At 61.5% G+C, this 23,719-nt stretch carries 22 protein-coding genes; 8 read left to right on the top strand and 14 right to left on the bottom strand.

What is annotated here, in order from left to right; translation table 11 throughout:
• Positions 1–2: 2 nt before the first annotated feature.
• The 11 genes from FIV39_RS17510 to FIV39_RS17460 form a co-directional block, all read right to left on the bottom strand.
• Entirely contained in the window at positions 3–596 is a 594-nt protein-coding gene (locus FIV39_RS17510; RefSeq protein ID WP_024077700.1) for an aminodeoxychorismate/anthranilate synthase component II, read from the bottom strand.
• 10 nt (positions 597–606) lie between these two features.
• Positions 607–2,088 (bottom strand): anthranilate synthase component I, encoded by a 1,482-nt coding sequence (gene trpE / locus FIV39_RS17505; RefSeq protein ID WP_090401824.1) that lies wholly within the window; start codon positions 2,086–2,088, stop codon positions 607–609.
• 70 nt (positions 2,089–2,158) lie between these two features.
• Complete coding sequence (locus tag FIV39_RS17500; RefSeq protein ID WP_090401823.1) at positions 2,159–2,977, bottom strand: phosphoglycolate phosphatase; 819 nt, start codon at positions 2,975–2,977, stop codon at positions 2,159–2,161.
• Entirely contained in the window at positions 2,974–3,648 is a 675-nt protein-coding gene (rpe, locus tag FIV39_RS17495; RefSeq protein ID WP_146371563.1) for a ribulose-phosphate 3-epimerase, read from the bottom strand. The genes FIV39_RS17500 and rpe overlap by 4 nt, the downstream gene beginning before the upstream one ends.
• Positions 3,649–3,732: 84 nt before the next feature.
• The gene (locus FIV39_RS17490; RefSeq protein WP_090401821.1) at positions 3,733–4,881 is read right to left on the bottom strand and encodes an iron-containing alcohol dehydrogenase; all 1,149 of its coding nucleotides are present in this window, start codon (positions 4,879–4,881) and stop codon (positions 3,733–3,735) included.
• 116 nt (positions 4,882–4,997) lie between these two features.
• Entirely contained in the window at positions 4,998–5,822 is an 825-nt protein-coding gene (locus FIV39_RS17485; protein ID WP_034115270.1) for an ABC transporter permease, read from the bottom strand.
• A gap of 12 nt (positions 5,823–5,834) precedes the next feature.
• Complete coding sequence (locus tag FIV39_RS17480) at positions 5,835–7,058, bottom strand: ABC transporter permease (protein ID WP_090401820.1); 1,224 nt, start codon at positions 7,056–7,058, stop codon at positions 5,835–5,837.
• Between the two features lie 139 nt (positions 7,059–7,197).
• Positions 7,198–8,238 (bottom strand): ABC transporter substrate-binding protein, encoded by a 1,041-nt coding sequence (locus FIV39_RS17475; RefSeq protein ID WP_090401819.1) that lies wholly within the window; start codon positions 8,236–8,238, stop codon positions 7,198–7,200.
• 43 nt (positions 8,239–8,281) lie between these two features.
• Positions 8,282–9,394 carry an ABC transporter ATP-binding protein gene (locus tag FIV39_RS17470; protein WP_065871779.1) on the bottom strand — a complete coding sequence of 371 codons (1,113 nt, stop codon included), beginning with the start codon at positions 9,392–9,394 and terminating at the stop codon, positions 8,282–8,284.
• A gap of 226 nt (positions 9,395–9,620) precedes the next feature.
• Positions 9,621–10,250 carry a response regulator gene (locus FIV39_RS17465; protein ID WP_090401818.1) on the bottom strand — a complete coding sequence of 210 codons (630 nt, stop codon included), beginning with the start codon at positions 10,248–10,250 and terminating at the stop codon, positions 9,621–9,623.
• Between the two features lie 18 nt (positions 10,251–10,268).
• Positions 10,269–12,263, bottom strand: coding sequence for a PAS domain-containing sensor histidine kinase (locus tag FIV39_RS17460; RefSeq protein WP_090401817.1), 1,995 nt, complete (start codon positions 12,261–12,263; stop codon positions 10,269–10,271).
• A gap of 77 nt (positions 12,264–12,340) precedes the next feature.
• On the opposite strand from FIV39_RS17460, the gene FIV39_RS17455 reads away from it, so the two are divergent.
• Positions 12,341–13,315: an alpha/beta hydrolase family protein gene (locus tag FIV39_RS17455; RefSeq protein ID WP_090401816.1), complete on the top strand. Its 975-nt coding sequence runs from the start codon at positions 12,341–12,343 to the stop codon at positions 13,313–13,315.
• A 58-nt stretch (positions 13,316–13,373) separates the two neighbouring features.
• On the opposite strand, the gene FIV39_RS17450 is transcribed toward FIV39_RS17455, so the two are convergent.
• From FIV39_RS17450 to FIV39_RS17440, 3 genes are read right to left on the bottom strand one after another with little or no spacing between them, the layout of a single operon-like run.
• Positions 13,374–14,141, bottom strand: coding sequence for a TerB family tellurite resistance protein (locus tag FIV39_RS17450; protein ID WP_090401815.1), 768 nt, complete (start codon positions 14,139–14,141; stop codon positions 13,374–13,376).
• Between the two features lies 1 nt (position 14,142).
• Positions 14,143–14,817: an N-acetylmuramate alpha-1-phosphate uridylyltransferase MurU gene (gene murU / locus FIV39_RS17445; RefSeq protein ID WP_090401814.1), complete on the bottom strand. Its 675-nt coding sequence runs from the start codon at positions 14,815–14,817 to the stop codon at positions 14,143–14,145.
• Positions 14,814–15,839: an aminoglycoside phosphotransferase family protein gene (locus FIV39_RS17440; RefSeq protein ID WP_090401813.1), complete on the bottom strand. Its 1,026-nt coding sequence runs from the start codon at positions 15,837–15,839 to the stop codon at positions 14,814–14,816. The genes murU and FIV39_RS17440 overlap by 4 nt, the downstream gene beginning before the upstream one ends.
• A 130-nt stretch (positions 15,840–15,969) precedes the next feature.
• Between FIV39_RS17440 and FIV39_RS17435 the strand changes: the two genes are divergently transcribed.
• From FIV39_RS17435 to glpE, 7 genes are all read left to right on the top strand, one after another.
• Positions 15,970–18,783: an LPS-assembly protein LptD gene (locus FIV39_RS17435; RefSeq protein ID WP_090401812.1), complete on the top strand. Its 2,814-nt coding sequence runs from the start codon at positions 15,970–15,972 to the stop codon at positions 18,781–18,783.
• Positions 18,758–20,098: a peptidylprolyl isomerase gene (locus tag FIV39_RS17430; protein ID WP_090401811.1), complete on the top strand. Its 1,341-nt coding sequence runs from the start codon at positions 18,758–18,760 to the stop codon at positions 20,096–20,098. Before FIV39_RS17435 ends, FIV39_RS17430 begins: the two co-directional genes overlap by 26 nt.
• Positions 20,095–21,084: a 4-hydroxythreonine-4-phosphate dehydrogenase PdxA gene (pdxA, locus tag FIV39_RS17425; protein WP_090401810.1), complete on the top strand. Its 990-nt coding sequence runs from the start codon at positions 20,095–20,097 to the stop codon at positions 21,082–21,084. The genes FIV39_RS17430 and pdxA overlap by 4 nt, the downstream gene beginning before the upstream one ends.
• Entirely contained in the window at positions 21,081–21,893 is an 813-nt protein-coding gene (gene rsmA, locus FIV39_RS17420; RefSeq protein ID WP_090401809.1) for a 16S rRNA (adenine(1518)-N(6)/adenine(1519)-N(6))-dimethyltransferase RsmA, read from the top strand. The genes pdxA and rsmA overlap by 4 nt, the downstream gene beginning before the upstream one ends.
• A gap of 103 nt (positions 21,894–21,996) precedes the next feature.
• Positions 21,997–22,377 (top strand): Co2+/Mg2+ efflux protein ApaG, encoded by a 381-nt coding sequence (apaG, locus tag FIV39_RS17415; RefSeq protein ID WP_090401808.1) that lies wholly within the window; start codon positions 21,997–21,999, stop codon positions 22,375–22,377.
• Positions 22,377–23,228 carry a symmetrical bis(5'-nucleosyl)-tetraphosphatase gene (locus FIV39_RS17410; protein ID WP_090401807.1) on the top strand — a complete coding sequence of 284 codons (852 nt, stop codon included), beginning with the start codon at positions 22,377–22,379 and terminating at the stop codon, positions 23,226–23,228. The genes apaG and FIV39_RS17410 overlap by 1 nt, the downstream gene beginning before the upstream one ends.
• A 9-nt stretch (positions 23,229–23,237) precedes the next feature.
• Positions 23,238–23,567, top strand: coding sequence for a thiosulfate sulfurtransferase GlpE (gene glpE / locus FIV39_RS17405; RefSeq protein WP_090401806.1), 330 nt, complete (start codon positions 23,238–23,240; stop codon positions 23,565–23,567).
• Positions 23,568–23,719: the final 152 nt, after the last annotated feature.

Genomic DNA, 23,719 nt, shown 5'->3' with positions numbered 1-23,719 from the left:
CCTTAGCGCGTGCCGCCGCTCTGCTTGAGAAAGTTGGCGAACAGCTCGTAGCCCTGCTCGGTCAGGATCGATTCAGGGTGAAATTGCACCCCTTCGATGTTCAGTGTCTTGTGACGCAGGCCCATGATCTCGTCGACGGAGCCGTCTTCCAGTTGGGTCCAGGCGGTCAGTTCCAGGCATTCCGGCAAGGTTTCGCGCTTGACCACCAGCGAGTGGTAGCGGGTCACGGTCACCGGGTTGTTGAGTGCCTGGAATACGCCCAGGTCTTTATGGAACACCGGGCTGGTCTTGCCGTGCATCACCTGGCGCGCACGCACTACATCACCACCAAAGGCCTGGCCGATGGACTGGTGGCCCAGGCATACGCCCAGGATCGGCAGCTTGCCGGCGAAGTACTTGATGGCTTCGAGGGAGATACCCGCCTCGGTCGGCGTGCAGGGGCCCGGCGAAACCACGATACGCTCCGGGTTCAGGGCGGCGATTTCGGCCACGGTCAGTTCGTCATTGCGAACCACCTTGACCTCGGCACCCAGCTCCCCCAGGTACTGCACAACGTTGTAGGTAAAGGAGTCGTAGTTATCAATCATCAGCAACATGGGGGAAACCTCAAGAATTGGGGGTCTGTTCAGCCAGCGCCACGGCGCGGAACATCGCGCGCCGCTTGTTCAGGGTTTCTTCCCATTCGAGGGCCGGCACCGAGTCGGCGACAATCCCGCCACCGGCCTGCACGTGCAGCTCCCCGTCCTTGATCACCGCCGTACGAATCGCAATGGCGGTGTCCATGTTGCCGTTCCAGGCGAAATACCCCACGGCGCCACCATAGACACCCCGCTTGACCGGTTCCAGTTCGTCGATGATTTCCATCGCACGGATCTTCGGCGCGCCCGACAAGGTGCCCGCCGGCAGAATCGCCCGCAATGCGTCCATCGCGGTCAGCCCGGACTTCAGCTCGCCGGTGACGTTGGACACGATGTGCATCACGTTGGAATAGCGCTCAATGACCATCTTCTCGGTCAACTTCACCGAACCGATTTCCGAGACACGCCCAGTGTCATTGCGGCCCAGGTCGATCAGCATCAGGTGTTCGGCAATTTCCTTGTCGTCGCTGAGCAGGTCTTCTTCGAGCGCCAAATCCGCTTCTTCGGTCGCGCCACGCGGGCGTGTACCGGCAATCGGGCGCACGGTGATCAGGTTGTCCTCGACACGCACCAGCACTTCCGGCGAGCTGCCCACTACGTGGAAGTCACCAAAGTTGAAGAAGTACATATACGGCGTCGGGTTGAAGCAACGCAGCGCCCGGTACAGGTCAATGGGCGCAGCCTTGAAGTCGATGGACATGCGTTGCGACGGCACCACCTGCATGCAGTCACCGGCGAGGATGTATTCCTTGATGGTATCGACCGCGCGCTCGTAGTCATCCTGGGTAAAGCTGGAGCGGAACACCGGGTCGGCCGCCGGTGGACGGCTGAGGTCCAGGCCGCGACGCGGGGTGATCGGCTGGCGCAGTTTTTCCAACAGCGCTTCGAGGCTGGCTTGGCCTTGCTCGAAGGCGTCGGCCTGGGACGGGTCGGCGAGCACGATCGCGTGCATCTTGCCGGCGAGGTTGTCGAACACCACCACCGCATCGGAGACCATCAGCAGAATGTCCGGCACGCCCAGCGGGTCCGGGTTCGGGCATTTGCCCAGGCGTTTTTCCACATAGCGCACGCAGTCGTAGCCGAAGTACCCCACCAGGCCGCCGTTGAAGCGCGGCAGGCCAGGGATGGTCGGCACGTTATAGCGCGCCTTGAAGGCTTCGACGAAGGCCAGCGGGTCTTCGACGTCATGGCTTTCGACCTCGACGCCATCATGGGTGATGCTCACATGATGGTCATGCACACGCATGACCGTGCGGCATGGCAGGCCGATGATCGAGTAACGGCCCCACTTCTCACCGCCCTGCACCGACTCCAACAGATAGGAGTTGGGCTCGTCGGCCAGTTTCAGGTAGATCGACAACGGCGTGTCGAAGTCGGCCAGGGTTTCGCAGGCCAGGGGGATACGGTTATAGCCGGCAGCGGCCAAACGCAGGAATTCTTCGCGGATCATGAGGTGCCTCGTGGCGTGAGGGTCTAACAGTCAGGTATGCAAACGTGCCGCATGGTGCGGCCAGGATCAGTCAGGCGCGCCAACGCCAGCGGGCCAGGGCCTTGATGACTTTCATCCAGAGTTTGCGAGTGACCACCACGATGGAATTTCCAGAAGGGGACGGATCGATGTCGGGCAACGTTATCTCAGCGCCAGCTCCCAAGCAACCGGGGATTAGCAGTCGCAGGTCATCAATCACCAGCGATGGCGACTCTTCGGCGATCGGACGGCCATGGTTGTAGCCGTAACTCAGGGCCACGCACTGCACGCCAGCCGCTTTCGCCGCCAGCACGTCACTGCGCGAATCGCCGACAAACAGCGACTGGGACGCCGGAATATTGGCCATTTTCATCACGAAAAACAGCGCCGCCGGGTCGGGCTTCTTCTGTGGCAGGGTATCGCCACCGATGATCCAGCGAAAATAACGGCCGATTTTCATCTGGTCCAACAGCGGCGCGACGAAGCGCTCCGGCTTGTTGGTGATCAGGGCCATTTCCACGCCCTGCTTGCTCAGCCATTTGAGGGTGTCGCGTACGCCGGGGTAGACCACGGTCAGTTCGTGGCTGCGCTCATAGGCTGCGTTGAACAGCTCCAGGGCGTGCTCGGCCTCAACCTCATCGACACCTTCGGCATCGATATGATTGGCCAGGGCCCGGCGCACCAGCATCGGCGCACCATTGCCGACCCATTCGCGTACTGACGCAAGCCCCGCCGGCTTGCGCCCCAGCTTGAGCAGCATCTGGTCCACCGCCGCCGCCAGGTCTGGCACCGAGTCGATCAAGGTACCGTCCAGATCGAACATCACCAGCCGTGGCAGTTTGCCGGGGAACAGCTGCTCAAAGCCGCTCATGGACGCGCCAGCGCCAGTTCGGCGCGCATCTTGGCGATGACTTCCTGATAGTCCGGGGCGTTGAAGATCGCCGAGCCGGCCACGAAGGTGTCGGCGCCGGCGGCAGCGATTTCACGGATATTGTTGACGTTGACCCCCCCGTCGATTTCCAGGCGGATGTCGCGGCCCGACGCATCGATCAGCGCACGGGCTTCGCGCAGCTTGTCAAGGGTACCGGGGATGAACTTCTGCCCGCCGAAGCCTGGGTTGACGCTCATCAGCAGCACCATGTCGACCTTGTCCATCACGTACTTGAGCACGTCCAACGGGGTGGCCGGGTTGAACACCAGGCCGGCCTTGCAACCGCCCTCGCGGATCAGTTGCAAGGTGCGGTCGACGTGCAGCGAGGCTTCCGGGTGGAAGGTGATGTAGGTCGCGCCGGCGTCAACGAAGTCACCGATGATGCGGTCCACCGGGCTGACCATCAGGTGCGCGTCGATGGGCGCGGTGACGCCGTACTTGCGCAGCGCCGCGCAGACCATCGGGCCGATGGTCAGGTTGGGCGCGTAGTGGTTGTCCATGACATCGAAGTGCACGAAGTCGGCACCGGCGGCCAACACCTTGTCCACTTCCTCACCCAGGCGGGCGAAATCGGCGGAGAGAATCGATGGAGCAATAACGAAGGGCTGCATGACGCACCTTTTTTGAGCTAAATCACGATGGCGCGCATTGTATACCTCATGCTTTGCCCTGCGCACCGTGACCTAACTCAACGGCTAGTACGCCGCCCGATAGATTTTCTCGATATCGGCCGCGCTGAGCTTGCGCGGGTTGTTACGCATCAAGCGCTCGATACCCGCCGCTTCCGTGGCCATCGCCGGGATGGCGTCCTCGGGAACCCCGAAACTGCGCAGGCCGGAAGGAATCTCCACGGCGGCGCACAGTCGCGTCATCGCCTCGACGGCCTGATCGGCGGCATCGTTGGCACTCAGCCCGATGACATTCACGCCCATGGCCTGGGCAATGTCCTGCATGCGTTCGACACAGGCCAGTTTGTTCCAGTGCATCACGTAGGGCAGCAACAGCGCATTGCTGACGCCATGGGCGATATTGAACCGCCCGCCGAGCGGGTAGGCCAATGCATGCACTGCGCCCACCCCGGCATTGCCGAAGGCCATGCCGGCCATCAGGCTGGCGGTAGCCATATCGTCGCGGGCCTGCAGGTTGGCCGGGTTGGCGTAGGCCTTGGGCAGTGCTTTGGCGATCAGCTTGATCGCACCGATGGCCAGGGCATCCGTGATCGGCGAGGCATTCAGGGAAAGGTAGGACTCAATGGCATGCACCAGCGCATCCACGCCACTGGCGGCTGTGACACTGCGCGGGCAAGTCAGGGTCATTTGCGGGCTGATCAGCGCAACGTCCGGCAGCAGGTAGTCGCTGACGATGCCTTTCTTCAACTGCGCGACCTTGTCGGAGAGGATCGCCACATTGGTCACTTCCGAGCCGGTGCCGGCCGTAGTCGGGATGGCGATCAGCGGCGGGCCCTTGCGCGGTACCTGGTCGACGCCGAACAAGTCGGCCAATGCGCCGTGGTAACCGGCGTAGGCGGCAACGCTTTTGGCGATATCGATGGCACTGCCGCCGCCCAGGCCGATCAGGCCGTCGTGCCCACCGTCGCGGTATGCCTGCATGCAGTCTTCGACGATGGAGATTTCCGGGTCGGGCAGCACGCGGTCGAAAATCTCGTAGGGGCGTTCCCCCAGGTGTTCGAGCGCCAGCGCCACGGTGCCGGACTTGACCAGCGCCGCGTCGGTGACAATCAACGGGTTATCCACATCCAGGCGCGTCAGCTCGGCAGCGAGTTGCTCAATGGCGCCAGCGCCGGTCAGCAGTTTGTGGGCGATCTTGAATGAGGAAGTACTCATGTGCGCGGCCTCTTATCGGTGATGGGCTGGCACAAGAGTAGCTGACTGGATCGGGTTGTCTTTCATTCAGGCGCTGAATGGTCAAAGCCCCCTGTGGGAGGGGGCTGTGTTGGGCTTTAGACCTGGGCAGTGCGCAGTTTCTCGCTACGCCCGCGCAGCCATTCCAGGGTGAGCAACAGCAACACCGAGAAGGCAATCAGCAAAGTCGCCGCCGCCGCAATCGTCGGGCTGAGGTTTTCGCGGATGCCGCTGAACATCTGGCGCGGCAGGGTCGCTTGCTCGGGGCCGGCGAGGAACAGCGTCACCACCACCTCATCGAACGATGTGGCGAAGGCAAACAGCGCACCGGAGATCACCCCCGGTGCGATCAGCGGCAGGGTCACTCGGCGAAACGCCGTCAATGGCGAGGCGCCCAGGCTGGCCGCCGCCCGTACCAGGTTATGGTTGAAACCCTGCAAGGTCGCCGACACGGTGATGATCACAAATGGCACCCCAAGCACGGCATGCACCACGATCAACGAGAAGAAACTGTTGCCCAGGCCCAGCGGCGCAAAGAACAGGTAGCTGGCCACACCGATAATCACCACCGGCACCACCATCGGCGAAATCACCAGGGCCATCACCAGCGCCTTGCCGGGGAAATCCCCACGGGTCAGTCCGATCGCCGCCAGGGTGCCGAACACCATGGCCAGCACCGTGGCTGCCGGGGCGACGATGATGCTGTTCTTCAGCGCACGCATCCATTCCGCCGAGGCGAAGAAGTCCTGGTACCAGTGCAGCGAGAAACCTTGCAGCGGATACACCAGGAAACTGCCACTGTTGAACGACAGCGGGATGATGACCAGCACAGGCAATATCAGGAACAACAGGATCAAGCCGCAGAGGATCCGCAAGCTGTAGAACCACACCCGTTCCACCGGTGACATATAAGGGCTCAGCATTGCAAGGTCTCCTCAGCTCAGGCGCAGGCGACTGGCGCCCACCAGCCGGTTGTAGATCAGGTACAGCACCACGGTCGCCAGCAGCAGCAAGCCGCCCAACGCCGTCGCCATGCCCCAGTTGATGCTGGTGTTGGTGTAGAAGGCCACGAAGTAGCTGACCATCTGGTCGTTCGGGCTGCCCAGCAATGCCGGGGTGATGTAGTAACCAATCGCCAGGATGAACACCAACAGGCATCCGGCGCCGACACCGGCATACGTCTGGGGGAAGTACACGCGCCAGAAGCTGGCAAACGGGTGACAGCCCAGGGAAATCGCCGCACGCATGTAGGTGGGCGAGATACCTTTCATCACGCTGTAGATCGGCAAAATCATGAATGGCAGCAGGATATGCACCATGGAGATGTAAACCCCGGTGCGGTTGAACACCAGCTCCAGGGGTTTGTCGATCAGGCCCATGCCCATCAGCGCACTGTTGATCAGCCCGCCGGACTGCAACAGCACGATCCACGCCGCCACCCGTACCAGGATCGAGGTCCAGAACGGCAGCAATACCAGAATCATCAACAGGTTACTTTTGCGCGCCGGCAGGTTGGCCAGCAAGTACGCCAGCGGGTAAGCCAGCAACAGGCAGATGGCGGTGATCACCAGGCCCATCCAGAAGGTGCGGGCGAAGATGTCCAAGTAGATGGCCTGGTCCGGTGTGGCCGGGGCCACTTCGCCAAGGTCGTCGATGCGGTGATCGACGGCCGCCAGCAAGTAGAACGGCGTCAGGCTGCTGGTGTTGCGCCGGATCGCCTGCCAGTACGCCGGGTCGCCCCAGCGTTCGTCGAGGTTTTCCAGCGCTGCTTTATAAGAGGCAGGCGCTTCGGTAAACGGCAGCGCCCGCGCGGTTTTGGTCAACAGGCTGCGATAGCCGGCCAGTTCCATGTTCAAGCGTTTGGACAGATCGCCCAGGGTCTGGTTTTTACGCGCCTCGCCCAGGTCCTCACTCAGAGCCTGATACACCGGCTCACCCGGCAGACCACGACCATCCCAGGCCATCACCGCCACCACGGTGCGCGGCAAACCGCCCACCACTTCCGGGTTGCCCACGCTTTTAAACAGCAGCGCAACAATCGGCACCAGGAACACCAGCAGCAAAAACAGCACCAGCGGCGCAATCAAGGCTTGGGCCTTCCAGCGGTTGAGCCGCTCGGCACGCGCCAGGCGCTGCTTGAGGGTTGAGGGAACGGCCATGGCTAACTCCGGATATTGAATTAAATACAGACCCCCTGTGGGAGAGGGCTTGCCCCCGATAGCGGAGTGTCAGTCAAATCATTTATCAACTGAAACACCGCCATCGGGAGCAAGCCCCCTCCCACAGGGTTATGCGGTGTTACTTGGCAGCCCAGGAGTTGAAGCGCTGCTCCAGCTGCTCGCCGTTATCCGCCCAGAAGCTCACATCGATCTGCACCTGGTTGGCGATGTTCTCTGGCGTAGTCGGCATATCCTTGAGGATGTCCTTGGCCAGCAACGGTACGGCTTGGATATTGGCCGGGCCGTAGGCGATGTTTTCCGAGTAAGTCTTCTGCTGCTGAGGCTGTACCGAGAAGGCGATGAATTTCTTCGCCGCTTCGGCACGGTCCTTGGCCAGGCCTTTAGGGATGGCCCAGGCATCGAAGTCGTAGATGCCGCCGTTCCACACCACTTTCAGGTTGCTTTCTTTTTGCACGGCGGCGATGCGGCCGTTGTAAGCCGAGCTCATCACTACGTCACCCGAGGCGAGGTATTGCGGCGGTTGTGCGCCGGCTTCCCACCATTGGATCGACGGCTTGAGTTCGTCGAGCTTCTTGAACGCACGGTCCTGACCATCTTTGCCAGCCAGCACTTTGTAGACGTCCTTCGGCGCCACGCCGTCGGCCATCAAGGCGAATTCCAGGGTGTACTTGGCGCCCTTGCGCAGGCCGCGCTTGCCCGGGAATTTCTTGGTGTCCCAGAAATCTGCCCAGCTGGTTGGCGCGGAAGCCAGTTTGTCCGCGTTATAGGCCAGAACGGTCGACCATACGAAGAAGCCCACGCCGCACGGTTGGATCGCGCCCTTCACGTAGTCGGCGCTGTTACCGAACAGTTTCGGGTCCAGCGGCTCGAACATGTCTTCGTCACAGCCACGGGATAATTCCGGCGATTCCACTTCCACCAGGTCCCAGGACACGCTCTTGGTGTCGACCATGGCTTTCACCTTGGCCATCTCACCGTTGTACTCACCGGCGACAATCTTGCCGTTGCCCGCGCTTTCCCACGGCGCGTAGAAGGCCTTGACCTGTGCAGCCTTGTTCGCGCCGCCAAAGGACACGACGGTCAGGTCCTGGCCGGCCATGGCCTGTGTCGCGCCCATCAAGCTCAGGGCCAGGACGGAATATTTCAGGGATCTCAACATTGTTGTTCTCTCCACGTGCAGGGTTGGTGAAGCCATGGGGCGATCAATTCGCCTCTAGAAGTGGGTCGAGTGCGCGAACGTGCTCGACTTGCCAGCCAATCGGTACCACGTCGCCGACCGCCAGTGCCGGATCCAGCTCGGCGATCGGTTGTTTCACAAAAAAATCGGCCTTGCCGCAGACTTCCAGGCGCACACGCACGTGGTCGCCCAGGTAGATAAATTCCGCCACCCGCCCGGAGAATCGGTTAACGCAGCTTTCGCTGGAGCCATTGAGGCTGACACGCTCAGGGCGTACCGACAGGGTCACCGGGCCGCCGATCTGGCCGACGTTCACCGCCAGCGCCTCGACCTTCTCGCCGCGCGCCAGCTCGACCACGCAGCGCTCGCCGGTGTGGCTGTGCAGGCGGCCATTGAGGCGGTTGTTTTCACCGATGAAGTTGGCGACGAAGGTGTTTTTCGGCTCTTCGTACAAGGTGCGCGGTGCGGCGATCTGCTGGATCTCCCCCTGGTGGAACACCGCCACGCGGTCGGACATGGTCAAGGCTTCGCCCTGGTCGTGGGTCACGTACACCACGGTCACGCCGAGGCGTTGGTGCAGGTGCTTGATCTCCATCTGCATGTGTTCGCGCAATTGCTTGTCGAGGGCGCCGAGGGGTTCGTCCATCAGTACCAGTTGCGGTTCGAACACCAACGCCCGGGCCAAGGCCACGCGCTGTTGCTGGCCGCCGGACAGTTGCGCCGGATAGCGCTGGGCGAAGGCATCGAGCTGGACCATGCTCAGCACGCGCTTGACCCGCTCGCTGATATCGGTCTTGCTCAAGCCCCGCACCGACAGCGGGAACGCAAGGTTCTCGGCGACGGTCATGTGCGGGAACAGCGCGTAGTTCTGGAACACCATGCCGATGTCGCGCTTGTGCGGCGGCACGTTGTTGATCGAGCGCCCGGCCAGCTGGATTTCCCCGGCAGTCGGCGTTTCGAAACCGGCCAGCATCATCAGGCTGGTGGTCTTGCCCGAACCGGAAGGCCCGAGCAAGGTGAGGAACTCGCCCTTGCGAATTTCCAGGTTGAGGTCTTTGACGATCAGGTTCTCGCCGTCGTAGCTCTTCTGCACGCCACGAAAGCTGACCAGCACATCATTTGAATCCACCTCGCTCATACCCGCACCTTTGTATTTTGGACTGCTGTGGCACAAGCGTAGTCCAGGCGCGAGACCCCGGAAATCGGGGGCCAGGAGAGAATTGCATCAGCCGGATGGAAGGTTTGGGGTAGGGATCGCCCTACACGGATGGCGGGCGTTGGACAACGCAGCTGCAAGAGTTGAGCTACAAGCGGCAAGAATGGGCGCGACTGTGTTTTGTAGTGTGTCGTTAATAGATATGTTGCTAGAAAAGCTTGTGCTCCATCGCGTACTTCACCAGTTCCGCCAGGGAAGTGATATTGAGCTTCTGCATCAGCCGCGCCTTGTGAGTGCTGATGGTCTTGCTGCTCAACGCCAGTTGCTGGGCGATGTCATTGACGTTGGCGCCCTGGGCCAGGCGCTCGAACACTGAGAACTCACGCTCGGACAGCAGCGAATGCAAGGGCCTCGAGTCAGTCAGGCCGACCTCGAAGACCATGCGGTCCGCCAGGTCCGGGTCGATGTAACGCCCACCGGCCGCGACCTTGCGAATCGCCATCAACAGCAGCGCCGGGTCGCTGTCCTTGGTGGCGTAACCCGCCGCACCCACCTTCAGGGCGCGGGCGGCCATTTGCGCCTCATCGTGCATCGACAGCACCAGGATTGCCGGCGGATTGCTCAGCGCACGAATGCGCGCAATCGCTTCCAGGCCATTGACGCCTGGCATCGAGATGTCCAGCAACACCACCTCGCAAGGCACATGGCGCAAGGTCTCCAACAACTGTTCGCCATTACTTGCCTCGCCCACCACCAGCAGGTCTTTGGCCAGGCCGATCAATTGCTTGATGCCTTCACGAACAATGGTGTGGTCTTCGGCTACCAGTACACGGATCACAAGGGCTTCCTCTTATCGTTATGCATCCAACGGCACCGTGACACTCAGGGTGGTGCCCTCGCCCAATTGACTGTCCAGGCTCAGCTGCCCGCCCATGATCAGCACCCGCTCACGCATCCCCACCAGACCAAACGACACCGGGCGCCCCTGGGCCTGGACGAACCCGACGCCATCGTCACTGATGGTCAGCCGCAGGTCGGCGCCTTCCACCGCCAGGGTCAGCTCGACAGTATGCGCCTGGGCATGGCGCATCACATTGGTCAGCGCCTCTTGCAGGATACGGAACAGGCCGATGGCCTTGGCATCGCTCAAGGTCGGCAGGTTATCCGGTACCTGCACCAGGCAGGGGATTTGCGTGCGCGCTTCGAAACGCCGTGCCTGCCATTCAATCGCCGAGGCAATACCGGCGTCGAGGATCGGCGGGCGCAGCGCCGTCGCCACGTCCCGCACCAACTGGAACAGTTGGGCGATCAGGCGCTTCATGCTGTTCAAGCGCTCATGCAGGCCAGGATCCAGTTGCGCATAGGACAGCTCGCACATGGAGGTTTCCAGCTTGAGCACCGTGAGCATTTGCCCGAGCTCATCGTGCACTTCCCGGGCGATGCGGGCCTTTTCTTCTTCGCGCACGGTTTCCAGGTGGGCGGACAACTCGCGCAGTTGCGCTTCACTTTGCATCAAGGCGGCCAGGGTGCGGCGCAGTTCGGTGACATCGTTCAGGTAGACCACCAGGTACTCAGCCTCGGCAAAGCGCAGAAAGCTCAAGGACACATTGGCCGGCAGGATGCTGCCATCGGCGCGCAAACAATCGGTGGCGAAGTTCTGCGGCCCCTCTTCGCTGGCCCGTGCACGCTTCCACAGGTTGAGCCAGCGGTCCATATCCAGGGTCGGGTCGAGGGCGACCAACGGCCGTTCGATCAGTGCACCGGGGGCGTAACCGAGCATGCTTTCGGCCGCACGATTGGCGTAGCGCACATGGCTGTCCCAGTTGACCCACAGGATGCCGACGGTGCTTTGGTCGATGGAAAACTGCGTCAGGCGCAACGCTTCGGCACCGGCGGCGCGGGCCGCGCTTTCTTCGCGGGCGGCCAGCAGGTCATGCTCCAGCCCGCGTTGCTGGCGGCGCTGCCAGAACACCACGGCCAGGCTGGCGAGCAGCAACAGGCCGAGCAGCAGGCTGAGGTTTTGCCACAGGCCTTTGGATTCGGACAACCGTGGGTATTTGGGTTGCAGCCAGCGACTGTGCAGTTGATCCAGGTCGCGGGCCTGGATAGCGCTCAGGGCACTTTCCATGATGCCGGCCAGTTCAGGCCAATCCCGGCGAGTAGCCACCCGCAACAATTGCGGCAGGCCGATATCCCCCACCACCGCCAGCCCACTGAACTCAGGCTCTGCGGACAAGCGGCTCAATTGCGCTTCATCCACCACGGCGTAACGCGCCTGCTGGCTGACCAACAATTGCAAGGCCTGGCGCTCCACGGGCACGCCTTGCAGGTTGAGACCGGGGTAGGTACTGCGCAGGTAATCGGCCACAGCGCTGGGCATGCGCACGGCGACGCGGGATTGATCGTCGAGTTTTTCCAGTTCCACGGCACCACCGCCCTCGCGGATGCCGACAATATGTTGCGGCACACGCATATAGGGGTCGGTGAACAGCCACAGGCGCAACCCGGCCGGGGTTTGCTGCAAGCCAGGGGCAATGTCTACCTCGTCGTCGCGTACGGCCGCTTCCAGTTGCTCCTGATCAGGGAAGTTGCGCCAGGTCAGCTCGATGTTCAGCGCCTTGGCCAACCACTGCATCAACTCCACATTCGCCCCGGACAAGCGCTGCAGACGTCGGTCGTATTGCGCGTAAGGCGCCTGCAACACCACGCCTACTCGCAGTTCCGAGTGCTGGGCCAGCCATTCGCGCTGCTGCGCATTAAGCTGCGCCTGCGGTGCGGCGGGCGCGGGGGAAGCGTTTGCCATCAAGGCAACGCACAAACAGCCGATAACCAGCAGACAGCGAAAACCCATGATCCACGTCTCACATCACTGACAAATACTGACCAACCCATTAGGCTGCTGGAATCACTTCTGGCCGGAAATCAACGATGCCCTATCGAAACCGTTCGGCACTGCCAGCATTGTGCCTGTCACTGCTGTTTACCAGTGCCTTTTCTGTACAGGCCGCAGACACGCCTGAGCCCGCGGCCGAAAAACCCGTCGAACGCCAGCCCCTGCCCGAGCGTAGCCAGGAAGAGGCCAACGCCCTGGAACGCATTCTTCCGCAGCAGGAACAGCAACAGTTGCAGGCCGGGAGTGACTCGTTCCTCGCCCTGTGGAAACCGGCCAACACTGCCGAACCCGAAGGCGTGGTGATTATCGTACCGGGCAGCGGAGAAAGTGCTGACTGGCCTCAAGCAATCGGCCCTTTACGGCGCAAATTGCCGGACGCCAATTGGGGCAGCCTCAGCCTGTCGCTGCCGGACGTGAGCGTGGACACTCTGCCGCCCCGCGTGATGGAAGCGCCCAACGCCACCGTCGATACCAGCAGTAAAGATGCGAGCACCGCCGACAAGCCGATCGAGCAAGCCGCCAGCGCCGAGGCGGAAGGCACCGACCCGGCGGTGGTCCCGGGTGCCGACGAACAGGACAAGACCGACGCCTCGCGTATCTTTGCGCGCATTGATGCCGCCGTGGCCTTTGCCCAGACCCAGAGCGCACGCAGCGTGGTGCTGGTGGGCCATGGAACCGGCGCTTGGTGGGCTGCGCGCTACCTGAGTGAAAAACAACCCTCCCAGGTGCAGAAGCTCGTGATGGTCGCGGCCCAGACGCCCACCGGGCGTCATCCGGACGTGCAGCAACTGGCCCCCGGCCTGAAATTGCCAACCGCCGATGTCTTCTATCAAGACAACGCTCAGGCACGCAAAAACGCCCTGGCCCGCGCCCAGGCCGCGAAGCGTTTGAAGAATGAGGGTTATAAGCAGGTGTCATTGAAGACCCTGCCCGGCAACAGCGCCGCCGAGCAGGAACAGTTGTATCGCAGGATTCGCGGCTGGTTGAGCCCGCAGGCGAGTTCAGACTGATCGCCTATCCAGAATCGCGGCAGATCCATTGTGGGGCGGGGTTGTCACTTCAAGATCGTCAACGAAAATCCCGGCGCTCGCGGATCAACGAATAGGCGTTGTGCAATTCACGGGTGCGCTCGGTCGCCTCACGCACTTGCGCAGGGCTGGCACCACTGCCGGCCACCTTGTCCGGGTGGTGACGGCTCAGCAAGCGGCGATAGGCACGCTTGATGGCCGTCGGCTCGGTGGTAGCGGTGACGCCAAGCAAGCGCAACGCCTCCTGATAGGTCGTGCCACGATTGACCAGCGGCTTGCGCTCAGGTGTGTAGTCGGCCGCCAATGCCTGGAGCTGTTGCGGTGTCCAGCCCAACCACCTACCCCACTGGTCGATCAAATCACGCTCGGCGTCATCCGCCTTGCCGTCCGCCCAGACCATCCGCCAGCACGCCCGCAACACCCCTTCCGCCGCATGGGGTTGGGCCTTGAGCACACGCAGGTAGCGGCGCACCCGGTCGGAACCGGATTTGCCGCGGTTGAACGCCGCAATCGCGCGGCGCTGGGCCGATTCGGTCATGTCCAGCGAGCGCATTTCTTGCCGCGCCTGCTGGATATGCCCGTCCAACACACGCCCGTTGCTTTTAGCCAGGCGCCCAAGCAACACAAACAATAACTCGTCATTGCGTAACGCCGGACGCCCGCCCAAGCGCTCGCGCAACTGTGCCCAACTGTGCAGTTGCATGCGGCGATCCAACGCCTGCCCCAACAGCGCACCCAACAAGGCCCCCGGAATACTGGCAATGGCAAAGCCAGCCCCGGCGCCGATCAGCGTCCCTGGCCACAACATGCTACTGCCCCGCTGTCAGCAGGGTTTCGACTTGCGCCAGGCGCTCCAGCGTGCCGACATCAATCCAGCGTCCCGCCATGTGTTCCCCCGTTACCAAACCTTTCGCCATCGCCGCACGCAGCAGCGGCGCCAGCTTGAAGGCACCGGCACTGCAACCCGCGAACAACTGGGGGTCGAGCACTGAAATGCCACTGAAGGTCAGGTTATCGGCACCGGGCGCCGCATCATGAAGCAGACCCTGGTCGAGGTAAAAATCACCGCCCGAGGGGTGATGCGCCGGGTTGTCGACCATCACCAGATGAGCCAGGCCCTTAAGCGGCTGCTTGAGCTGGGTGAAGTCGTAGTCGGTCCAGATATCGCCGTTGACCACCACGAATGGCTCATCCCCCAGCAACGGTAACGCCTGGAAAATCCCGCCGCCGGTTTCCAACGGTTCGCCCTCGGGGGAGTAGCGGATGCGCAAGCCGAACTGCGCGCCATCCCCCAGGTAGCTCTCGATCTGCTGGCCGAGCCAGGCGTGGTTGATCACGACATCGGAGAAACCGGCCTTGGCCAGCGCCTCCAGGTGGTACTCGATCAGCCGCTTGCCGCCGGCCTGCACCAACGGCTTGGGTGTATGCAACGTGAGCGGACGCATCCGCTCGCCTTTGCCGGCGGCCAGGATCATGGCCTTCATACGCTGGCCTCAGCGGGTTGGCGCAGGCTGGTCAGTAATTCGCCCAATTCGCTCAACTCCTGACGATCCGCGAGCACCGCCTCTATATAAGCAAAGAAACGTGGCACATCAGCCAGGTAGCGTGGCTTACCGTCACGATGGCAGATGCGCGCAAAGATACCGATGACTTTAAGGTGGCGCTGCACACCCATCAGGTCGCTGGCGCGCAGGAAGTCCTCGAAATCCGGCTGCACCGGAATGCCGGCCTGGCGCGCACGCTCCCAGTAGCCTCGCTGCCATTCCCGCACGCGGGCCTGGGGCCAGCTGAGAAAGGCGTCCTTGAACAGGCAGGTAATGTCGTAGGTGACGGGGCCGTAGACCGCGTCCTGGAAATCCAGCACACCGGGGTTCGGCTCGCTGATCATCAGGTTGCGTGGCATATAGTCGCGGTGCACCAGCACCTTCGGTTGTGCCAGGGCGCTGTCGATCAAATGATCACTGACACGCTGCCACAGGGCCTGTTGCTGAGTATCCAACTCGATACCCAGGTGCCGGCGCACGTACCACTCGGGAAACAATTCGAGTTCGCGGCGCAGCAAGGCGACGTCATAGCTGGGCAGTGGTGCGTCCATCGGCAACTGCTGATAAGCCAGCAAGGCGTCGATGGCATCGGCAAACAACTGATCGGCATTTTCGTCGTTAATCACGTCCAGATAGGTTTTTCTGCCCAGGTCATTGAGTAAAAGAAAGCCTCGCGGCAAGTCTTGCGCATAAATTTTCGGAACATTTATTCCCGACGTCGACAACAAATGCGCGATATCGACGAAAGGTTTGCAGTTTTCCTGGGGGGGTGGAGCGTCCATTACCACGAAAGTCCGACCGCCGCCGTCCCAACGAAAATAGCGCCTGAAACTCGCGTCGCTGCTGGCCGCGGTCAATGTGGCCGGGGGTACGGCACCCCAGCCTTGAGCGTTGAAAAGGATCGGCAACTGCTCATCCAGCCAGACTTCCAGCTGTTGTAAACGTAGATCTTGCTCGGGCATTACAAGGGTCTCCGACGGCGCTAGCCGTCAAGCGGGTCATGCTTTATTATCACGCATCTTTTTCAGACCATCGAGAGGCGTGCGGCCCACACCGCGGGCAGATGGCACGCAGGAAGCCCGGACTAATAAGATGGCATTGAAATCCCCCGCGTTTCGTAGAAAATTTCCGTTGCTGGTAACCGGCAGTCTGCTGGCCATGCAACCCTTCGCCACCTCATTCGTGGTCGCCGCGGAACAGTATGACTGCTCAGTCTCTGCTTCGGGTGCCTGGGATTGCGCGCCGAAAACGGCCGCCGCCCCATTGCCACCGCGCCCGGTGCATGACGGCGCAGCCGTCAGCTCGGCCAACAGCACGGCGCAGGCCGACGCTGGCGGCAGTGCCGAAGCCGAGCCGAAGACCGCACTGGTCACCGAGTCCAAGGGCCGTGGCCTGCGTTCGCGCAGCGCCGACTACAGCCACTTGGACTGGGTGCCTCGCGAAAAGTTGACCGCAGCCCAGCTGGCGGAAACCGGTCCTTACTGCGGCGGTGCGTACATCGAGCCAACTCGTCCTGGCATGAACGACAAGACGAACAAGAGCGATGCGCCGACCTTCATCGGTGCCAAGGCCTCTCGTTACGAGCAGGAACAACAGGTCGCAACCCTGGCCGGTGACGTTGTCATGCGCCAGGGCAGCATGCAGCTGGAGTCGGAAGAAGCCAGCCTGTACCAGGCCGAGAACCGTGGCGAGCTGAACGGTAACGTGCGACTGCGCGACAACGGTGCATTGATCGTCGGCGACCACGCCCAGGTTCAACTGGACACCGGCGCGGCGCAGATCGACAACGCCGAATACGTACTGCACAAGTCGCGTATCCGCGGTAACGCGCTGTACGCCAAGCGCGCCGAAAACGCGATCATCCGTCTCAAGGACGGTACGTACACCACCTGCGAGCCGGACAGCAACGCCTGGCAGCTCAGGGGCAACAACATCACGTTGAACCCGGCCACCGGTTTCGGTACGGCCACCAACGCGACGTTGCGGATCAAGAACATTCCGATCCTGTACACCCCTTACATCTACTTCCCGATCGACGACCGTCGTCAGTCCGGCTTCCTGCCGCCAAGCTTCAGCACCGCCAGCGAGACCGGCTTCACCCTGGTCACGCCGTACTACTTCAACCTGGCGCCAAACTACGATGCCACGTTGTACCCGCAATACATGACCAAGCGCGGCATGATGATGGAAGGCGAATTCCGCTACCTCACCAAGTCCAGCGAAGGCCAGTTCGGCGGCGCGTACCTGAACGACGACAACGACGAACGCAAGCTGCAGACCGATTACGAAAAAACCCGCTACATGCTCAATTGGCAGCACAAGGGCGGGCTGGATTCGCGTGTAATGACCCAGGTCGACTACACCAAGATCAGTGACCCTTACTACTTCCAGGATCTCAAGTCGTACCAGGAAGGTGTTGAGAGTCGGGACTATGTCAACCAGCAGGGTGCTGTGACTTATCGTGGCGACTCGTTCCAGGCGCGATTGAATGTCCAGGCTTATCAGTTGGCGACTATCTCCCAGGTCACACCTTATGACCGTCTGCCACAGATCACCTTCAACGGCCAACTGCCATACCATCCGGGCGGGCTGAACTTCAGCTACGAGACCGAAGCAGTTCGGTTTGAGCGCAGTCTGGAAAACGGCAACTTCATCAATGAAAACGGTGGTTCCGAGCGTCGCCTGGACACCTACGTGACCGGCCTGACCCGTGCAAACGGTACTCGCCTGAATGTCGCGCCGGCCGTCGATTATCCGATGAACTGGACCTACGGTTTCATTACGCCGAAGCTCAAGTACGTGTACACCAAGTACGACCTTGACCTGGACAGCACTGGCAAAAATGACATCATCGCCGCACAAGCTGCTGCGGCGCAGAACGGTACCCAGTACGCGGGCGGCACCTTCAAGAGCTCCCAGGACCGTGCGGTTCCGGTGGCCAGCGTCGACAGCGGCCTGTACTTCGATCGCAATACCAACTGGTTCGGCAAGGATTATCGCCAGACCCTTGAGCCGCGTGCGTTCTACCTGTACGTGCCGAACAAGGACCAGGCCGACATCCCGGTCTTCGACACCAGCGAATACTCGTTCAGCTACGCGTCCCTGTTCCGCGACAACCGCTTCAGCGGCTCCGACCGTATCGGCGACGAAAACAAGCTGTCCCTGGGCTTGACCAGCCGCTGGATCGAAGACAACGGCTTCGAACGTCAACGCGTATCCGTGGGCCAGGCGCTGTACTTCAAGGATCGTGAAGTACAACTGCCGGGCATCCTCGCCGCTGACCGTGCCGATGCACAGTCCGATGTATCGCCCGTCGCCCTGGACTACGAGTTCCGCTTCAACCGCGACTGGCGCGCCACGGCCGACTACAACTGGGACACCGAGGAGCACAGCCCTCGTTCCGGTAGCGCGATGCTTCACTACCAGCCGGAAGACAACCCGAACAAGATCATCAACGTCGGTTATCGCTATCGTAACGACCAAGTCGTCTACAACCAGCTGACCGGCAAATGGCAGTTCGGTGGCGACTACGGCACGCCAGGCGCGGATAACTATGTGAAGGATTACTACAAAATCCAACAACACGATTTCTCGATGATGTGGCCGATCATTCCCCAGTGGAACCTGATCACCCGCTGGCAGTATGACTACGCACGCAACCGTACCCTGGAAGCCTTCGGTGGTTTCGAGTACGACAACTGCTGCTGGAAACTGCGCGTCATCAACCGTTACTGGGTTTCCAACGACGAATACAGCCAGATCGCCCCGCTTAACGAAAAGGGTGACCACGGGCTCTTCCTGCAGATCGTCCTCAAAGGACTCGGCGGCCTGACCGGCGCCAAGGTAGAGAGCTTCCTCGACAAAGGCATTGAAGGTTATCGTGAACGTGAAGACCAAGCTTTCTGATTGTCTGCGCCCGCTAGTGCTGGGCGCGCTGTTCCTGGGCACCGTATCGGCTCACGCTGCGGTTCAGCAACTGGATAAAGTAGTGGCCATCGTCGATAACGACGTGATCATGCAGAGCCAACTGGACCAGCGCGTCAAGGAAGTGCAGCAAACCATCGCCAAGCGTGGCGGTGGCGTGCCACCTACCAGCGTGCTGGACCAACAGGTGCTGGAACGCCTGATCGTCGAAAACCTGCAACTGCAGATCGGCGATCGTTCCGGTATCCGTATTTCGGACGAAGAACTGAACCAGGCGGTCGGCACCATCGCTCAACGCAACAACATGAGCATTGATCAATTCCGCGCAGCCCTGGCCCACGACGGTCTTTCGTATGAAGACGCCCGTGACCAGATCCGCCGCGAAATGATCATCAGCCGTGTACGTCAACGTCGCGTTGCCGAGCGGGTTCAGGTGTCCGAGCAGGAAGTGAAGAACTTCCTGGCTTCGGACCTGGGCAAGATGCAGCTGTCCGAAGAACTGCACCTGGCCAATATCCTGATCCCGACCCCGGACAGCGCCAACTCCGAGCAACTGAATGCGGCAGCGGCGAAAACCCAGGCTATCTATGATCGCCTGAAAGCCGGCGCCGACTTTGCTCAGATGGCCATTGCCCAGTCCGGCAGCGACAACGCCCTTGAAGGTGGCGATATGGGCTGGCGTAAAGCTGCTCAACTGCCACCTCCGTTCGACCGTGAGCTGAGTGCCATGGAAGTGGGTGGCATCACCCAGCCGGCTCGCACCCCAGGTGGCTTCATCATCCTGAAGTTGCTGGAGCGTCGCGGTGGCGAGACCTCGTTGAAAGACGAAGTACATGTTCGTCATATCCTGGTCAAACCCAGCGAAATTCGCACCGAGGCACAAACCAAGGAACTGGCCCAGAAGATCTATGACCGCATCGAAAGCGGCGAAGACTTTGCCACCCTGGCCAAAAGCTTCTCGGAAGACCCAGGCTCTGCCCTCAACGGCGGCGACCTGAACTGGATCGACCCGAAAGCCCTGGTGCCCGAGTTCCAGCAGGTGATGGCCGATACTCCGCAAGGCGTACTGTCCAAGCCGTTCAAGACCCAATATGGCTGGCATGTGCTGGAAGTCCTTGGCCGTCGCGCCACCGACAACACCAGCCAAGCCCGCGAGCAGCAAGCGCTGAACGTACTGCGTAACCGCAAATACGACGAAGAGCTGCAAACCTGGCTACGTCAGATCCGTGACGAAGCCTACGTGGAAAACAAGCTGCCAGGCGCCGAGCAAACAGGCACCGACCAGGCAACACAGTGAAACCACAGCGTTTCGCGGTAACACCCGGCGAGCCGGCCGGCATTGGTCCAGACCTGTGCCTGCTGCTCGCCTCGCAACCCCAGCCGCACCCCCTGATTGCCATTACCAGCCGCGACCTGCTCCTTGAGCGGGCCGCGCAGCTGGGTGTGGTCGTCAATCTGCTCGACGTGGTACCGGGCAACTGGCCCGACGTGCCGGCGCCTGCTGGCAGCTTGTATGTGTGGAACACCCCGCTGCAAGCCAAGGTCGTTGCCGGGCAACTCGACAAGGCCAACGCGGCGTTCGTCCTGGAAACCCTGACCCGCGCCGGACAAGGCTGCATCGACGGCGACTTCGCCGGCATGATCACCGCGCCGGTCCACAAGGGCGTGATTAACGAATCGGGCATCGCGTTTTCGGGCCACACCGAATTCCTGGCTGAGCTGACTAATACCGCTCAAGTCGTAATGATGCTGGCCACACGTGGCCTGCGGGTCGCCCTGGTGACGACGCACCTGCCATTGCGCGACATTGCCGACGCCATCACCGCCGAGCGTGTGGAACGCGTTACACGCATCCTGCATGCCGACCTGCAAAAAAAATTCGGCATCGCCCAACCGCGCATCCTGGTCTGCGGGCTCAACCCCCATGCCGGCGAAGGCGGACACTTGGGCCATGAAGAAATAGACATCATTGAACCAACCCTGGAGCGCCTGCGCCAAGAAGGCATGGACCTACGCGGCCCACTGCCAGCAGACACTCTGTTTACCCCAAAATATCTGGAGCACTGCGACGCAGTGCTGGCGATGTACCATGACCAGGGGCTGCCGGTGCTTAAATACAAAGGCTTCGGCGCCGCAGTCAACGTGACACTGGGCCTGCCGATCATCCGCACCTCCGTCGACCATGGCACCGCCCTGGACCTGGCGGGCAGCGGCAAGATCGATACCGGCAGCCTGCACGTGGCCCTGGAAACCGCCTATCAGATGGCCGAGACCCGTATATGACCGAGCATTACCAACACCGGGCGCGTAAGCGCTTCGGGCAAAACTTCCTGCACGACGCTGGCGTGATCGACCGTATCCTGCGCTCCATCCATGCCAAGCCAGAAGACCGTCTGCTGGAAATCGGCCCGGGCCAGGGCGCGCTGACCCAAGGCTTGCTCGCCAGTGGTGGCCAACTGGACGTGGTTGAACTGGACAAGGACCTGATTCCGATCCTCAACCAGCAGTTCGCCGACAAGCCCAACTTCAATCTGCACCAAGGCGATGCACTGAAGTTCGACTTCAATACGCTCAACGCCGCGCCCAACAGCCTGCGCGTGGTGGGTAACCTGCCGTACAACATCTCCACACCGCTGATTTTCCACCTGCTGAACAACGCCGGGATCATCCGCGACATGCACTTCATGCTGCAAAAGGAAGTGGTCGAACGCCTGGCCGCCGGCCCTGGTGGTGGTGATTGGGGCCGCCTGTCAATCATGGTTCAGTACCACTGCCGCGTCGAACACCTGTTCAATGTCGGCCCGGGTGCGTTCAACCCACCGCCGAAGGTCGACTCGGCTATCGTGCGCCTGGTGCCTCACGCCGTGTTGCCACACCCGGCCAAGGATCACAAACTGCTGGAGCGTGTGGTGCGTGAAGCGTTCAACCAACGCCGCAAGACCCTGCGCAACACGCTCAAGGCGCTGCTGAGCAACGCCGAGATCGAAGCCGCCGGCGTCGACGGCAGCCTGCGCCCCGAACAACTGGACCTGGCCGCGTTCGTGCGCCTGGCCGACCAGCTTGCCATCCAGCCTGCGCCGGCCGCCGACTGAAGCACCCAGGCATGGCCAGACACATGTCTGGCCTAGTGCCCGCCTCTTGGCCTAGACTGATCCGCATCTGCTGTCCTCCGCTTTTGCTTTTAAGGCCTCTTGCATGTCCGATCCTCGCTACCAGATCGACGTCAGCGTCGTCACCCGCTTCCTGGCGGACCAATCGCAACCTGAACACAACCGCTTCGCCTTTGCCTACACCATCACGGTGAAAAACAACGGGCAGGTGCCGGCCAAGCTGCTGTCACGCCACTGGGTGATCACCGATGGTGACGGTCAGGTCGAGGAAGTTCGCGGCGCAGGCGTTGTCGGCCAACAACCGTTGATCGACATTGGCGCCAGCCACACTTACAGCAGCGGTACGGTAATGACCTCCAAGGTCGGCACCATGCAAGGCTCGTATCAGATGAAAGCCACTGACGGCAAACTGTTCGACGCCATCATCAAGCCTTTCCGCCTCGCCGTACCGGGGTCCCTGCACTGATGGCAACGTACGCGGTCGGAGACCTGCAAGGCTGTCTGGAGCCCCTCAAGTGCCTGCTTGAACGGGTAGCCTTCGACCCGGCGAATGATCGCCTGTGGCTGGTAGGCGACCTGGTCAATCGCGGCCCCGAGTCCCTGGAGACGCTGCGTTACCTGTATAGCGTGCGTGATTCCCTGGTGTGCGTACTGGGCAACCATGACCTGCACCTGCTGGCGGCCGGCAATAACATCGAGCGCCTGAAAAAGGGCGACACCCTGCGGGAAATCCTCGAAGCGCCAGATCGCGCACAACTGCTTGACTGGCTGCGTCGGCAGAAGCTCATGCATTACGACGAAAGCCGCGATATTGCCTTGGTCCATGCCGGTATCCCGCCGCAGTGGACGCTGAAAAAAGCCCTCAAGTGCGCCGCCGAAGTCGAAAACGCCCTGGCCGATGACAGCCTGTACACCGCCTACCTCGACGGCATGTATGGCAACGATCCCGTGAAATGGGACAACGACCTCACTGGCGTCGCCCGCCTGCGGGTGATTACCAACTATTTCACGCGCATGCGCTTCTGCACCGCCGAGGGCAAGCTGGACCTCAAGAGTAAGGAAGGCGCCGACACTGCGCTGCCCGGCTACAAACCGTGGTTTGCCCACAAGGAACGCAAGACCCGCGACACCAGGATCATCTTTGGTCACTGGGCAGCCCTCGAAGGCAAGTGCGACGAACCTGGCGTGTTTGCCCTCGACACCGGCTGCGTGTGGGGCGGCGCCATGACGCTGATGAACATCGACACTGGCGAGCGCCACAGCTGCCAATGCCAACCCACTCTTCCCGTTACCCTGCCGGCTGCTGCCAAGCCATAGGAGCCCGCCATGAGCGAATTCAAACGTATCCCTCCCGAACAAGCCCAGGCCCTGCGCGAGCAAGGTGCAGTGGTGGTCGATATCCGCGACCAGCCTACTTACGCCGCCGCCCACATCGCTGGCGCCCGGCATCTGGACAACGTCAACATCGCCGATTTCATCCGCGCCGCCGACCTCGATGCACCACTGATCGTGGCCTGCTACCACGGCAACTCCAGCCAGAGCGCAGCCGCCTATCTGGTCAGCCAGGGCTTCTCCGACGTCTACAGCCTGGACGGCGGGTTTGAGCTGTGGCGTACGACGTATCCTGCGGAAATTGCCTCCGGCGATTCGCAATAATTTTTTTCACACCCCGCTACCCCGCGTGACGCTTGGGCTCGCGCCGTTTCTGACGAACGGCGCAGCCAAACTAATTGCGCATCGCGCCTTGCCCTCTCAGATTCCGAACTATCCTTAAGCGCAGGCCATCCGAATCAGGGGAGAGCCGGTAC

Origin of the sequence: Pseudomonas grimontii (assembly GCF_007858185.1) — a bacterium.
GTDB classification, from domain to species: Bacteria; Pseudomonadota; Gammaproteobacteria; order Pseudomonadales; family Pseudomonadaceae; genus Aquipseudomonas; species Aquipseudomonas grimontii.
Note: the sequence above shows the minus strand (reverse complement) of the source record. Positions and strands in the feature narration are given on the sequence as shown.